General features: G+C 33.9%; 13 protein-coding genes. 11 read left to right on the forward strand and 2 right to left on the reverse strand.

The features are described from left to right. Nucleotides 1-8 precede the first annotated feature (8 nt). The 4 genes from dppD to pdxY all read left to right on the forward strand — a co-directional run bounded on the left by dppD (nt 9) and on the right by pdxY (nt 4,281). Nucleotides 9-986, forward strand: a complete 978-nt coding sequence (dppD, locus tag GYW75_RS10065) for a dipeptide ABC transporter ATP-binding protein (protein ID WP_065561598.1) — start codon at nt 9-11, stop codon at nt 984-986. Beyond that, a complete protein-coding gene (locus GYW75_RS10070) occupies nt 976-1,986 on the forward strand; it encodes a peptide ABC transporter ATP-binding protein (RefSeq protein WP_274600373.1) in 1,011 nt (336 codons plus the stop codon). Before dppD ends, GYW75_RS10070 begins: the two co-directional genes overlap by 11 nt. A 138-nt stretch (nt 1,987-2,124) precedes the next feature. Then, entirely contained in the window at nt 2,125-3,402 is a 1,278-nt protein-coding gene (locus tag GYW75_RS10075) for an MFS transporter (RefSeq protein WP_174799285.1), read from the forward strand. Between the two features lie 12 nt (nt 3,403-3,414). Next, nucleotides 3,415-4,281 (forward strand): pyridoxal kinase PdxY, encoded by an 867-nt coding sequence (pdxY, locus tag GYW75_RS10080; protein WP_174799286.1) that lies wholly within the window; start codon nt 3,415-3,417, stop codon nt 4,279-4,281. A 108-nt stretch (nt 4,282-4,389) separates the two neighbouring features. Here the strand turns inward: pdxY and GYW75_RS10085 are convergent, their stop codons facing one another. Continuing rightward, the gene (locus GYW75_RS10085; protein WP_174799287.1) at nt 4,390-5,787 is read right to left on the reverse strand and encodes an RtcB family protein; all 1,398 of its coding nucleotides are present in this window, start codon (nt 5,785-5,787) and stop codon (nt 4,390-4,392) included. Between the two features lie 243 nt (nt 5,788-6,030). Between GYW75_RS10085 and GYW75_RS10090 the strand changes: the two genes are divergently transcribed. Then, a complete protein-coding gene (locus tag GYW75_RS10090) occupies nt 6,031-6,795 on the forward strand; it encodes a DUF6882 domain-containing protein (RefSeq protein WP_174799288.1) in 765 nt (254 codons plus the stop codon). 57 nt (nt 6,796-6,852) lie between these two features. Here GYW75_RS10090 and rtcR read toward each other — a convergent pair whose 3' ends face one another. Next, nucleotides 6,853-8,466, reverse strand: coding sequence for an RNA repair transcriptional activator RtcR (gene rtcR, locus GYW75_RS10095; protein ID WP_174799289.1), 1,614 nt, complete (start codon nt 8,464-8,466; stop codon nt 6,853-6,855). A 286-nt stretch (nt 8,467-8,752) separates the two neighbouring features. Between rtcR and GYW75_RS10100 the strand changes: the two genes are divergently transcribed. The 6 genes from GYW75_RS10100 to GYW75_RS10120 all read left to right on the forward strand — a co-directional run bounded on the left by GYW75_RS10100 (nt 8,753) and on the right by GYW75_RS10120 (nt 15,202). Then, complete coding sequence (locus tag GYW75_RS10100) at nt 8,753-9,973, forward strand: RtcB family protein (RefSeq protein WP_174799290.1); 1,221 nt, start codon at nt 8,753-8,755, stop codon at nt 9,971-9,973. Nucleotides 9,974-10,136: 163 nt separating this feature from the next. Next, the gene (locus GYW75_RS10105) at nt 10,137-11,744 is read left to right on the forward strand and encodes a hypothetical protein (RefSeq protein WP_174799291.1); all 1,608 of its coding nucleotides are present in this window, start codon (nt 10,137-10,139) and stop codon (nt 11,742-11,744) included. Between the two features lie 245 nt (nt 11,745-11,989). After that, a complete protein-coding gene (locus GYW75_RS12490; RefSeq protein WP_238786470.1) occupies nt 11,990-12,952 on the forward strand; it encodes a hypothetical protein in 963 nt (320 codons plus the stop codon). Nucleotides 12,953-13,368: 416 nt separating this feature from the next. Beyond that, nucleotides 13,369-13,650, forward strand: a complete 282-nt coding sequence (locus GYW75_RS12580; protein ID WP_202983968.1) for a nucleotidyltransferase domain-containing protein — start codon at nt 13,369-13,371, stop codon at nt 13,648-13,650. Next, nucleotides 13,619-14,125 carry a nucleotidyltransferase domain-containing protein gene (locus tag GYW75_RS10115; RefSeq protein ID WP_202983969.1) on the forward strand — a complete coding sequence of 169 codons (507 nt, stop codon included), beginning with the start codon at nt 13,619-13,621 and terminating at the stop codon, nt 14,123-14,125. The genes GYW75_RS12580 and GYW75_RS10115 overlap by 32 nt, the downstream gene beginning before the upstream one ends. A gap of 15 nt (nt 14,126-14,140) precedes the next feature. Continuing rightward, entirely contained in the window at nt 14,141-15,202 is a 1,062-nt protein-coding gene (locus GYW75_RS10120) for a nucleotidyltransferase domain-containing protein (RefSeq protein WP_174799292.1), read from the forward strand. Nucleotides 15,203-15,234: the final 32 nt, after the last annotated feature.

Consider the following 15,234-nt stretch of genomic DNA (forward strand, 5'->3'; position numbering starts at 1 on the left):
ATACAGTCATGGCACTATTAGAAGTAAAAGAATTATCTGTTCAATTTGGTGGATTTAAAGCAGTAGATCACATTAGTTATGACGTTGAACAAGGGCAAGTTGTTGGTATTGTTGGTGAATCAGGTTCAGGAAAATCAGTGAGTTCACTCGCCATAATGGGATTAATTGATTTTCCCGGTAAGGTCAATGCAAATGCATTACACTTTGATGGCAAAGATCTTCAACAAATCTCAACTAAAATGCGCCGTAAAATTGTAGGTGCAGATGTGGCAATGATCTTTCAAGATCCGATGACTAGCTTAAACCCATGTTTTACCATAGGTTACCAAATCATTGAAACATTAAAAATCCACCAAGGTGGCAGTAAAAAAGCGCTCAAAGCAAGAGCGATTGAATTGCTTAAATTAGTCGGAATTCCTGATGCTGAAAATCGATTAAAGGTTTACCCGCACCAGTTATCTGGCGGAATGAGCCAACGAGTAATGATTGCAATAGCCATTGCATGCAATCCAAAACTCTTAATTGCTGATGAACCAACAACAGCACTAGATGTCACAATTCAAGGGCAAATTATTGAGTTATTACTTGAGTTGCAACGCAAAAATAATATGGCATTAATTCTTATTACTCATGACTTAGCGTTAGTTTCTGAGGCTGCACAAAAAATTATTGTAATGTATGCTGGACAGGTGGTTGAAATAGGAGATGCTGAAATTATCTTTAAAAAACCATTACACCCTTACACACAGGCACTATTACGATCACTGCCTGAGTTCACTCAAGACAAAGAGCGATTAGCATCATTATCAGGCGTTGTACCAGGAAAATATGATCGACCAACAGGCTGTTTACTCAACCCTCGTTGTCCTTATGCTACTGAACATTGTTATACCCAAGAACCAGCACTAGTTAGCTATGGTGAAACTAGAAAAGTAAAATGTCATTATCCACTATCAAGCGAAGGGATACCACAATATGAACAATAACATGGAAAATATGGAAAATAACGAATTACTGCTTGATGCCCGAAAACTGACAAAATATTATCATGTAAAAAGCGGTTTTTTTTCTGAAGCTAAACAAGTTAAAGCTGTTGACGGTGTATCTTTCACATTAGAAAAAGCCAAAACACTTGCAATTGTTGGAGAATCAGGCTGTGGAAAATCATCATTAGCAAGATTATTAACAATGATTGAAAAACCCACATCAGGCGAACTCTATTTCAAAAATCAGAACCTATTGGATGATGATCAACAAGCGCAAAAATTGCGACGCCAAAAAATCCAAATTGTTTTCCAAAATCCATACTCATCATTGAACCCCCGCAAAAAAATCGGTTCCATATTAGAAGAGCCTCTAATTATTAATACTGATCTAACAGCAAATGATCGTAAAGCAAAAGTACTATCAATGATGCAAAAAGTTGGATTAAAAGAAGAGTTTTATAACCGTTATCCCCATATGTTTTCAGGAGGACAACGTCAACGCATTGCTATCGCAAGAGGTTTAATGCTTGATCCCGAAATAGTAGTTGCTGATGAACCTGTTTCAGCATTAGACGTTTCTGTACGAGCACAAGTGCTAAATTTGATGATGGATCTACAGCAAGACCTAGGTTTATCTTATATTTTTATTTCTCATGACCTTTCCGTCGTTGAACACATTGCTGATGACGTAATGGTAATGTATTTGGGTCGTTGCGTTGAACAAGGACGAAAAGATGAAATCTATCGTAACCCTAAACATCCATATACTCAGGCACTATTATCAGCAACCCCAAGATTAAACCCTGATCTTAGACGAGATAGAATTAAATTAGAAGGTGAATTACCAAGTCCGCTAAATCCACCTATGGGTTGTGCGTTTAATGCTCGATGCCGTTTAGCATTTTCACGTTGTACAACAGAACAACCACAGCTTATTAATTATAATGAACATAAAATTGCGTGTTTCTGTATAGAGGACAATAATAAAGGTGACAGTTAATTCTGTCACTAAATTAGATACTAAATCTATCCATTGCATTTTTCTTTTCTTAGAACATAACAAATTGTCATATTAATAGTTTTGTGCTAGTTTCGTACTCATTATTAACTTACAACCGCGATAGCCCTAAGATTACTTATGTCCAATTCATCAGCTAAAAAAGTCGCTTTTGCCGCTTTTATTGGTACGACCATTGAATGGTATGATTTTTATATCTATGCCTTGGCATCAGTATTAATATTTGGTCAGCTTTTTTTTCCTGATGATAATCAATTTGTGCAAATCTTAGGATCTTTTGCCACCTTTGCCGTGGGATTTTTATCACGTCCTTTAGGAGCGTTACTATTTGGTCATATTGGTGATCGTTTGGGGCGTAAAAAATCGTTAATTACTACGTTGGTTTTAATGGGGTGTGCCACCACCTGTGTTGGTTTATTACCCTCTTATCAACAAGCAGGCATTTTATCACCAATTTTATTAGTTACATTACGCATATTACAAGGGATTGCGGTTGGTGGTGAATGGGGCGGTGCAGTGCTTATGACCAATGAACATGCCCCAAAAGGGTTGAAAAACTTCTTTTCCTCCTTTGCACAGTGGGGAAGCCCAGCAGGAAATATTTTAGCATTATTGGTCTTTTCTTATATTATCCGTTCACCTATAGCTGAGCTTATTAATAGTGGCTATTGGCGTATTCCATTTTTAGCCAGTTCTATTTTATTAATTATTGGCATTATTGCTAGAGTCACCTTAACCGAGTCACCTGTCTTTATCGAATCATGCAAAAAGCAAGCAAACTTAAAGCAAGACTCAATACCGATTATTGAAGTTTTAAAAAAATCAACACCGCTATTAATTTTAAGCATTGGCGCTAATGTATTGTCATTTAGTGGAATATTTTCTAATACATTAATGATTGGCTATACCACTATTGCACTAGGTATTGAAGACAAGATAATTGTTGATGCTCTATTTTGGATTGCAATTGTGCATTTTGTTGTGCAACCTTTTATTGCCTATTTTTCAGAAAAATACTCGGCAACACGATTTTTAATTTGTTCGGCAATCTTAGCAATGGGATCGGTATTTTTATTATTCCCAATCATTCAGCTAGGCACAAAAAATAGCTTTATTATTGGTATTTCGCTCAACGTAATTTGCTACAGTGGCTTTTATGGCGTAATAGCGGGCTATTTAAGTCGAGTTTTTCCTACCAGAATACGTTACACAGGGTTATCTATCAGCTATCAAGGTTGCGCTGCCATTTTTGGTAGCCTAATTCCGATGATAGGGGCATATATTATTTATACTTACAAAGCTTTTTGGATACCATTAGCCTTGTTTTATTGTTGTTTAGCATTGATATCTATCATCTGTATCTATCTCCTAAACCGCTATCATTACTATGACGAATAATAAGGCAAACATATGAAAACAGTATTATCAATTCAATCAAATGTTGTTTATGGTTATGCCGGTAACAAGGTATCGACATTAGCCATGCAGCTACAAGGCGTTGAAGTTATGCCGATCCATACCGTGCAATTATCCAGTAATACGGTTTATCCTCATTATGATGGCATAGTGCTTGGTGCTAAACAAATTACACGAATAGTTAATAGTCTAGAAAAAATTGGGATCTTAAAGTCTATTGACGCCATTATTTCGGGCTATATTGGTCTTGCTGAACAAGGCGAAGAAATCTTAGAAGCAGTCAACAAAATTAAATACTATAACCCTGATGCTATCTATGTTTGTGATCCTGTTATGGGTGGCGATATCAATAAAGGTAGTTCACTGCCACAAGGTATTATTGATTTCTTCACTAAACAAGCGGTTAAACAAGCCGACTATATCACACCAAATTTATTAGAATTACAAATACTTTCTGATATCGAAATTAAAACATTTAACGATGTACTAAATGCAATAAAAAAACTACAAAAACAGTCTATTAAAGCTATATTAGTAAAAAATTTGGTGCACGCTGGCAAAACAACCAACCTATTTGAAATGGTGTTAGCTACGCCAACCCAAAACTATCATCTTGCTCGCCCACTATATGACTATCCACATCGTCCATTAGGTGTGGGTGATTTAATTTGTAGCTTGTTCACTGCGCATCTAATTAATGGACAATCCCAATTAATGGCATTTGAATTAGCCGCCAATGCCGCTAATCACGTACTGGAAATCACCAAACAAAAAGAGGCTCGAGAATTGGCAATTATTGATGCTCAAGCGTGGATTAAAAAACCAGATTTACGGTATCGGGGGATGGAGTTGATGTTATAAAAGAATATCATTTCTATGTTATTCTTCTAAACAATAAGTATTTTGTGCTAAAATTTTATATTAATATTTTGATTAAATAATAAATTCTAGCACAAAATATTTTCCTATTTATACTTTAAACGTAATCCAAGGTTTAAGTTTAACTATGGTTTGAATCAAATCGGCTTTTTGTTGCGCCTCAATTACTGGTGTAATTGGTTTGTATGCTATAGGCGCTTCTTCGCGTAGCCGCTCTTCTTTGAGAGTAATGCATTGCCATGGTAAGGTAGTCTTTTCAAACTCTACCTTTTTATTACGCATGTTTTGCCTTCTTTCTGCTCTTCCTGCACCATGTGAACAAGACCATAACCACTCTTCATTACCTTTACCAACTGCTACATAAGAGTGATCACCCATCGACCCAGGAATTAATGTTATTTGACCTGTATATGCAGGCGTAGCACCTTTACGATGAATATTCATGCATTGCTCTGGTAAAATAATATTATGAGAAATATCAACCACTAATTGACTATCATCTTGATGAAAGATCGTTGATAACGATTTACGTATTAACTCGGTGATGACAATACGATTTATCCAAGCATATCGAGCAGCAACGCCCATTGCTTGTAAATAAGCTTTAGCGTCATTATCAGTCAAGCCAAACAATCCTGATTTAGGCTGTTTTTCATTAGCTGGCCATAGGGCTTTTGCTCTATCTTGCCAACGTTGACCAATATAAAATCCAACATCACGTGATCCAGTATGGATCATAACCACAATACTATTTTTTTGAAGACCTAATTGATAAGCTAAATGACGATCCATTATCTCATCAACAATTTGTAACTCAACAAAATGGTTACCAGAACCGACAGTACCTAAGCTAGCAGGACGGATAATATCTCGCTTTTCAAAAAAGGCTTCAGGTGCATATTTACTATCTGCCACAATTAAATGATTACCAGATATTTTATCAAGCTCTGCCCGTAACCGTTCATAATTAACCGAATTCCATAGCCCATGCTGAGGTAATTCAGATAACCATGCCGAAATATCTTGATCAAATAATGCTTGAAAAGATCGCGGCGTAACAGGAACATCACGTTCATCTTGCAATAATACGCGTTTTAATTGCGCAATAATTGAAGACTTTTGTTTACACACTTGCTCATAACTTAAGCCCGTTGTAAAAAGCCGCATACCACAATTAATATCAGTGCCAATTGCAGCTGGAATAATAAAATTCTGCGTGGTAGCGACAATACTACCTACTGGTGCAATAGTACCCGGATGAAAATCGGGTGTTGCACGCGCAGTACAAACTTTACCTAAACTATTAGGTATTTTAACTGAAGCAAAATTTAATAGTTGTTCTACGGCTTTTTCCTCTAATGGTAAAGGATTAGGCAATAATACCTGAGCAGTAGTATTTTCTTTATTAAAAGTATAAATATCATTATTAAAATGACTTTCAATCCCAAGGCGGGACAAACGTTTTTGTAAACGGGTAAATGTAGACATAATAGCCACCTAGAAAACAATAAAATAGTGTCTCCTCATATTGAGAAGATAATTACTGTTTTCCTGCAGCAGCACTATTCAGGAAAGCGGGCACATTCTATACAAAAAATCTTTATCTGTAAAGATATTGAGATTTGATAAACCATATATTAATATTATGGATTACATATCAGTATTAAATCAAAACATAAAATTTAAAAGAGAAAATAAAGAATTATTATGGGTATGGGGATACAAAAAGTTATGCTAACACCATGCAAATCAGAAAAAGAATTGTTAGAGCACTTTGGTTGTTATGGATTTGAAAAACAGCTCAATTTTTATGAAATAATTGGCGATAGCAATTGGCAAATAGATATCAATCAAGGTGTTATCTATTTTGGTGATAATATAACCTTTTCTATTCAATTATTAGGTACTTTTTCTTTATCTTCTGAAACATGGCTTTGGTCTTGGAATAACGAAGCATCGCAGTTACCCACATCGGTTATTGAACAAGCGTTGAATTTAAAAAGCTATGGTGAAGAAAATGATATTAATTTATTCACTTCTGCTCAATTTGACACTACACAAGAAGATTTATACAAAATAGGGGTAATTGCTACAGGAATGTTTAATACCGATGGATATTATCTGGCTGATTTTGGGCAAGGAATAGCATTGGTAACCATAAAAAAAGATCATATTAACTCAAAAAATAATAACCAGAATAAAATCTCTAAAATTTTTCCAAAATTTATAACAAATCTGTTTGGGAGTTCTTCATCTGAAAGTGATAACCATGAGCAGAAAAATAATCAAACCCAAATTTTTGAAATATTTTCTCAATTTATTTCAAACTTTGATGTGGATCATTACCAGGCACTTAAGTACTATCTAATTGCTAAAGATTATCAAGTCAAACAAAGCGATTTGACAGCTCAAACAGAGCTTGTTGCAATAAAAGGTGAGCAAAGAGTAGTTGCTAAATTTGATGAACAATCTCGTTTAATTAGTTTAAATGTATAAATACAGTTGTCAGTAAAAATCTTTTCATTTATGGAATAGATTTTACCAATACATTGATTAAGCTTTATTAACCATATCCCAACTTAAACCAAACTTTGCCAAATATTTTTTTAATCGATCAGCATCATTGCTACGTTGTTTTTTTATGCGAGACACAGCGAACAATTTTCTGCCAGCTTCAGATAAACAGCTACTTTTTTGGCAGATTTCAATCACCTTTTCCAATTGGAAGCGATCAAATTCATCTATTTCTAATGGAATTAAAGAGTCATCTGATTTGTGTTTCCCCCAGTTTTGTTTTAAGCGTAGAATCTCTTTTTCTACTTGTTCCAACGTAATATTAGCTTGTGGTGCTAACGTTGCCATTCGAATAATCGAGCTATTTAATTCACGAAAGTTACCCTGCCATAAGGCTTCCTGAGAGGTAGCAAAAGCTAAATAAGCACGTCTTGATTGTTGATTGAAACGTGGCATAATGCCGTATTCTTTAGCATAACGCGCCAATTCATAATCAATATTCGGTTCGATATCTTCTTTTCGTTCGGCTAAACTCGGCAGTTGATAACTCCACAAATTGATTCTGGCAAACAGATCTTCACGAAATTCACCATTCTCAATCGCCAATTTAAGATCTTTATTAGTCCCAGCAATTAATTGAAAATCACTCTGAATCGGTTTATCACTACCAAATGGATAAAATTGTTTCTCTTCGATCGCTTTTAATAACATTGCTTGTTCATCAAGCCCAAGTTCACCAATTTCATCTAAAAATAATAATCCCCCATCAGCATTTTTAAGTAAACCGGTACGAGCGAGATTTGCACCCGTAAATGCTCCTTTCACATGACCAAATAAGGTTGACATTGCACTATCACCTCGTAAAGTGGCGCAGTTAATTTCGACAAATTGACCGTTAATTTGATGATTAGTGTGTTTTAGCAAATAAATTTGTTTAGCTAAAAATGATTTACCTGCACCAGTTGGCCCACACAATAAAATAGGGGCATACGATCGGCTAGCAACCTGTTCTATTTCAGCAATTAATTGATTAAATTGTTGGTTACGAGTAGCGATACCTGACTTTAACAGATCTGTTGCTTGAATGGCATATTGTTGAAAACGGGTTAAGATTTTATCATAACGATGCAAATTCAAATCGATGATATTCATATTACCGTAAGGTACTTGCGCAATAAGATCTGCTTCCTCTAAGTTATAATTTTTTTCTATTACCTCCTTTTTGGATGGTGGAGACATTTGTAATAATTTAGCTGGATAATAGCGCGATTCTGCTAGTAAAAACAAACAAATCTGTGCGACATGCGTACCTGTTGTGATATGCAAATAATACTCTTCTTGTTCTGAATTAAATGAGTAGTTTTTCGAAATATCAAAAAGGCAGGTATAAACTTGTTCAAAATCCCATGGATCATCTATATTTACTGCGATTGGCCTTACTTCGGTTTGTGGTGATAAAATTTTAATATCTTTAACAACTTCGCAAAGCAGATGATAATCGTTTTGATAATAGAGTAATTCAAATCGAGTTAATGGTAGATCAGATTGATGACATAAATCGATAGTCGGTCGCCATTGCAACCATCGTCGTTTACCTTTACCACGTTGATCCAATACATTTCCTAAAAAACCAAACACTACATTCTTTTTCATTTTTATAAAAATTTATAAATTAATAGATAAAATTATAAAAAACAAACTTATTTAAATCTATTTAATTTTTAGATTGATCTGTTTTAAATTTATTTTTTCGTTTTAAATCAAATTGATATTAATTATTTTTATCTTTTTTTAATTTTTGGCACACTTTTAGCAAATTATAATAATGAATAACAAAAAAGGTTTTATCGCCCAAGAGAAAAGGGATAACATCCCAAAATAAAACTGAACTTGTAAACTTAGTAACTTAACGTTACATAAAATTTAGATGGAATTAAAAATGAGTCAATATAACTTATTACAAACAGATAACGCAAAACCAATAAAAATGTGGACAAAAGGCGTGCCTGTTGAAGAAGAAGCCAAAACACAATTAACCAAAACGGCACAATTACCGTTTATTTTTAAACATATCGCCGTAATGCCTGATGTACACGTAGGTAAAGGATCGACTATCGGTAGTGTTATCCCAACCATAGGCGCAATTATACCTGCAACTGTAGGAGTGGATATTGGCTGTGGCATGATTGCTGTGCAAACGTCTTTAATAGCGAGTGATTTGCCCGATAATTTATTACCGTTACGGCATGAAATTGAAAAAGCGGTACCACATGGTCGATCGCCTCATAACCGTCGACAAGATATTGGTAGCTGGCAAAATCCACCATCACTAATCGATAGTTATTGGCAACAGCTATTACCCGGTTTTGAAAAATTAACTGAAAAATACCCACGTTTTTTAAATACTAATAACTACCGACATTTAGGAACACTCGGCACTGGCAACCATTTTATCGAAATTTGTTTGGACGAAGCCGATCGAGTTTGGATAATGCTGCATAGTGGATCACGTGGTGTAGGTAATGCTATTGGTAGCTTTTTTATAGAAATGGCTAAAAAAGATATGGAAGCCCATATCAAAAATCTACCTGATAAAGATTTAGCTTATTTACAAGAAGGCACTGAACACTTTCAAGATTATGTTGATGCTGTGCATTGGGCGCAAGAATTTGCAAGACTCAACCGTGAAGCAATGATGAATAATGTTATTTTAGCAATGCGTAAAGTCATTACTAAACCATTTACCACCCACATGTCGGCGGTAAATTGTCACCATAACTATGTACAAAAAGAGCAACATTTTGGTGAAGAAATTTTCATTACGCGTAAAGGTGCGGTGTCTGCTCGAAAAGGTGAGCTAGGGATTATTCCAGGCTCAATGGGTGCAAAAAGCTATATTGTGCGAGGACTTGGTAATGAAGAAAGTTTCTGTTCATGCTCGCATGGTGCAGGGCGAGTTATGAGCCGAACAGAAGCCAAAAAGAAATTTACCATTGAAGACCAAATTAAAGCAACAGCGCATGTTGAATGCCGTAAAGATGCCAACGTGATTGATGAAATCCCAATGGCATACAAAGATATTGATGCAGTAATGACAGCCCAAAATGAACTGGTCGAAATTGTCCATCAATTACGGCAAGTTGTGTGTGTGAAAGGGTAAAAAATATTGAGGAGCAATCCTCAATATTGGTGGAAATAAAAATATTAAAAACCTTAATTATATCAATGATAAATCTAAAATAATGCATTACTATCATGATTATTCAATTTGATTTAAATAACTAATTAATCATTCTAACAATAAAATATTTAAAGGATTAACGATGAAAGAAACTACTCAAAATTCAACGACAGAACCCTCAAATATGGCGACGACTCAACCATTTCCAATGGTATGGGATAACAATAAAATCAGTATTTATCAATTTTTACTGCCTTATCAACATGCGGAAAAACTGCCTGAAATAGCCCAAACACTTCCTGATGAATCATCTGATGATACAAAATTAAAATGGGCAGCAGGGACGATGGATGGGGTTAGCAATCATCATGGCGTATCATCTGAACACACATGTGTTGAAGAAATTTTAACGTTACTAATCACAATATCAACACAACCCAATAAACACGATATCGAAAAACTTTACACCTTAATAAATACGGAAGGTACTTTAAGTTTTATTGATGATTTAAGTGATGCAATACCAAAAATTGACATTGATTTTGATAAGTTATATGAATTTACCTATTGGTTAGCAACAAATAGCCCTGATCGTGAAATCATTAAGTTTAGTATTGCTGTATTAGGATGTTTTACTACCGAACAAACTGACTTATTTTTATTATTAGGCATGCATGAAGAGTTTACCTTATATTCAGCAGTTGCATTACAAAACACCTTATCATCACCCGAACAAGTCGAAAATGCCTTAGTTACTTTAGCTAAAAAAGTGGATGGTTGGGGTAGGATCCATATTGTTGAACGATTAGTCGGATATCAATTATCATCAACAACTAAAGATTGGTTATTAAGAGCGGGTTATCAAAATAGCGTTATGAACGAATATCTTGCTTATACTTGCGCAACCACAGGTGAATTAAATCAGGTTTTAGAACAAGATTATGTTGATTTACCTTTATTAGAATCTGCGGGTGAAATTTTAGAGGCACTCATCATGGGCGGACCAGCCGAAGATATGCATTGTTATGAAGAAGGTGCTATTGTTTGTTTAAATTATTTAAAACATTTACTAAAACTACCCTCATTAGCTGAACTCCCCCCTTTACGGACAGTACTGACTATACATGATTTTGTTAGCAACCAGCTTAATGAAAGCTATCCTAATTGGAATGAAAAAATAAAAAATGCAATTATTGAAAAAGCAAATAAGTTTATCCATCAAGATAAATGGTTAGCATTAATTGAACATGATTTAATGACTGATGATAGCAGTAAATTTTACCTAGCTGCTGATCTTTACACGCAATTTGGATTTGATGCATGGGATGCGCGTTTTGCATATCAAAAAAATCATCAGGGTGAACAGTGGTATTATTTAATGCAAGCCGATGATATACAAAGAGTACAACAAGTTATACAGTTAGCTAGGCAACAATATGACTTTACAAAAATCGCAACTGGGCCAGCGCTAGAATCTGCATTTGGCATCAAATATAAAGCACACCGTGCATTGGATGCTATTTTACAAGAGCTCAATCGATTTCCGGGTATGGGTGAAGATCTTATATTAATTGGTCTAAACAGCCCAGTAATACGCAACCGAAACATGGCATTAAATGCCATTGAAGCTTGGGATCGACAATGTTGGACAGATAAAATAACGCTTGCCCTGCAAGAACTTATTGCAAATGAACCTAATGATGAAATTAAAAAAAGGTTAGTAACGCTACTTGCTTCGCACAATAATTAAATATTCTATTTACTTGCAGACAAACATAAAAATATCGAGGAGCAATCCTCGATATTAAACCGTTTAAAATATGATAAAGCCAGCTATACAACTACTAGTACAATTGAATCAGATGAAGACATTAAATAAAGATAGAAAATACTATTAGCTTTACATAATAGCTAAAACAGAGCCAAATAGGTTGACAAAAACCATAATTTATATAACCCATAAAAAGAATGGTATATTAACTAAAGGAGATATTTATGTGTAAATTTTACGATCATGAAAGGTATGTAACTATTTATCATTATGATGAAAAAGATAAATATTTTACCCATCATGAAGAAAATTGTTATCAGCCAGCAGGTATAGGGCTTCCCGCTAATTCGACAGATATCCCTGTACCCGATGGAGAACTTCCTTCAGGTTTTATATATGTTTTTGAAAACGAGCAATGGACAGCAAAAAAAGACGTCTTTAAAAAAAATAGAGCTAGCAATATGTCGGAAGAAAACTATATTTATCAAGAAAATCTACCACCATATTTCACAATAGATACTTTCGATTTTCATAAAATGCCACAATATGAAAAGATAGAAAATTTTACAAATCCTCAATTACAATCATTAATACTTACCTATAGATATTTACATATTCAAAATGAATTTATTGAAGTTATAGATTTTCATGAAAAATATGTTAAAAACATTCAGAATATTGGAATGATTTTTCCGCAAAATCGTAATCCAGCCATTATGTATAGGTTAAAAACAGAAAGTTTAATTCTTTCAATAAGAAGTTTATTTGATGAACTGGTTCAATTGACATACATTACTTGCTATAAGAGTATTTTTATAAAAGATAGCCAAATAAAAGTAGATTGTATAGGTGATTTATTTTCCCCTAAAAAAGTTACAAATTATCCTCTTTGTAAAAAAATTATTCTAGGTGATGATATTAATTATCAGCAAGATAGTAGTGGTTTTTTAAAAATGATTAATAACCTTTTTAACTCAATCAAACACAGTTTTATTCATTATGAAGTTTATAATAGTTTTCCTCCTGAAACGCCTAATGTGATTTCTTTATATAAAAAACAAAATGACTTTTCATCAGGCAAAGTGATATTTTTTAATCATTCTTTATTTCAAATAATGTTTGGATTTAAAAGTAATTTTAACCGCATAATTAATAATCAAAAAGAATTTTTGCTAAACCGAAAATAATTACAGTATGATAATATACTGAAAAATATACAACCGTATTGCATCTAGCCTGATTCTTAGACATTCGCATCTTGAAGATTAGAAAGGGTAAATTTAATTATATTTTTGAATTTTAATTAAATATCTAAAATTACCCGTTAAATCCTATATTCAGATATTCTGCTCATATTTAATACACGATGCCATTTTATTAAATTATCTAAAAAGGGAAATGGTACATGTCAAAGAATTTAATTTTGAAAATGGGTTAAAGTTAGACTTTGTTATATTATTTGTAAAAAATATTCAGGATTCTATACCGTTTCAATCATAAATCATCATGCTCAATGATTTGTTAATGGTAATATGCAAAAGACTTTAAATGCGTTAAAAATTCAGATATAAAGTAAAATAAATAACCTAAAGGAATAGTTGCAATGCAAAACCGCATAAAACAAAAGTTAGCAGAATTAGCACAACAACATAATATCCATATACTTTACGCTTGCGAATCAGGCAGTCGGGCGTGGGGGTTTCCATCGCCGAATAGTGATTATGATGTGCGTTTTATTTATGTGCATCGTTTTGAGAAATACTTAGCCATTGATAACCCTGCTTCACATTTAACTTTTCCTATTGATGATGAGCTGGATTTGCATGGTTGGGATTTAAAAAAAAACTTTACAATTGATCCGCAAATCAAATACTACCCCGTTTGAATGGTTGCAATCACCCATTATTTATCAACAAAATGCACCAATTGCTAACCAATTATGGCAACTTTGTGCTGATTTTTTTAATGCTCGTGGCAATATTCATCACTATTTAGGGATTGCTAAAAGCGCCTTACAAAACAGTGAAGGGCAGCAGATCGGTATCAAAAAACTGTTTTATGTATTAAGACCTTTATTAAGTGCCAAATGGTGTTTAGAAAAACAGCAAATCGCCCCCATGGCCATTACGCCATTATTGACACTATTACCTGATGATTTAAGCCAACAAATCAATGATATTATTGCCTTAAAAGCAACCATGACTGAATCAACACCTATCACTATCGATCCAAAAATCTTATTGTTTATTGAACAATCCATGATTGAGATTAAAGAAAGTTTACAGGCTATAGACGAACAACATTTTAAGGCTGATAAGTTAGATTATTTTTTTATACAAACATTAATGAGCTTAAAATAAGACAAGGAAAACTAAATGACAATCGACGATTTAAAAGCACAAAACTTAATCTTATTTGAAGTGATCAGCGGTAGCCGTGCATTTGGTTTGGCTACTGAAACATCAGATACCGAGATTAAAGGAGTTTTTTATCTACCTAAAAATAAGTTTTATGGATTGGATTATATTCCACAAATTAATAATGAAACTAATGATATTGTTTATTATGAATTAGGACGATTTGTGGAACTGTTACTGAAAAACAACCCGAATATTTTAGAAGTGTTAGCCTCGGATCCAAGCTGTATTGTTTATCAGCATCCAATCATGCAGCAGTTAACCCTTGATCTATTTTTATCCCAACAAACTAAACAAACCTTTGCTCACTATGCTATGTCACAAATTAAAAAAGCTAAAGGATTGAATAAAAAAATCAATAATCCCATTGAGGTAAAACGTAAAACGGTTCTTGATTTTTGTTATATTATTCAAGGGCAGCATGCTTATCCCCTCACTAATTGGTTAAGTGAAAAGCGTTTTGAGCAACATTTATGTGGTTTGGTGAATATTCCACATAGTCGAGATTTATATGCACTTTTTTATGATGCCTCGGGGGATTGTGGCTATCATGGCATTATTCAAAATGATGATTCGACCGAACTTTGCTTGTCGTCGGTGAAAGTAGGCACCACAGTAAATGCTTACTTAAGTTTTAATCGTGATGGTTTTTCATCGCATTGTCGTGATTATAAGGCTTACTGGCAATGGGTTGAAAAGCGAAATGAGCAGCGTTATCAAAGTAATATTAAAAGTGGTAATGATTTTGATGCTAAAAATATGATGCATACTATTCGTTTATTGCAAGTGGCGCATGAAATAATGACTAAAGGCACCATTACCAATAAATGCGCTAATCGTGATGAACTGCTTGCCATTAAAAATGGTCAATTAAGCTATGATGAGATTATGAATATCGCAGAAACATTGTTAAGCAAAATTGAAACCGCATCAATCACTTCAATGTTGCCAGAAACACCTAATTTTACTAAAGCAATTGCACTGTTAGTAAAAATGCGTGAATTATTATATAACCACTAATGATATCGCAAAACAATAACAGTTCATGATTG

It is taken from the genome of Gilliamella sp. ESL0232 (assembly GCF_013346885.1).
GTDB classification, from domain to species: Bacteria; Pseudomonadota; Gammaproteobacteria; order Enterobacterales; family Orbaceae; genus Gilliamella; species Gilliamella bombi.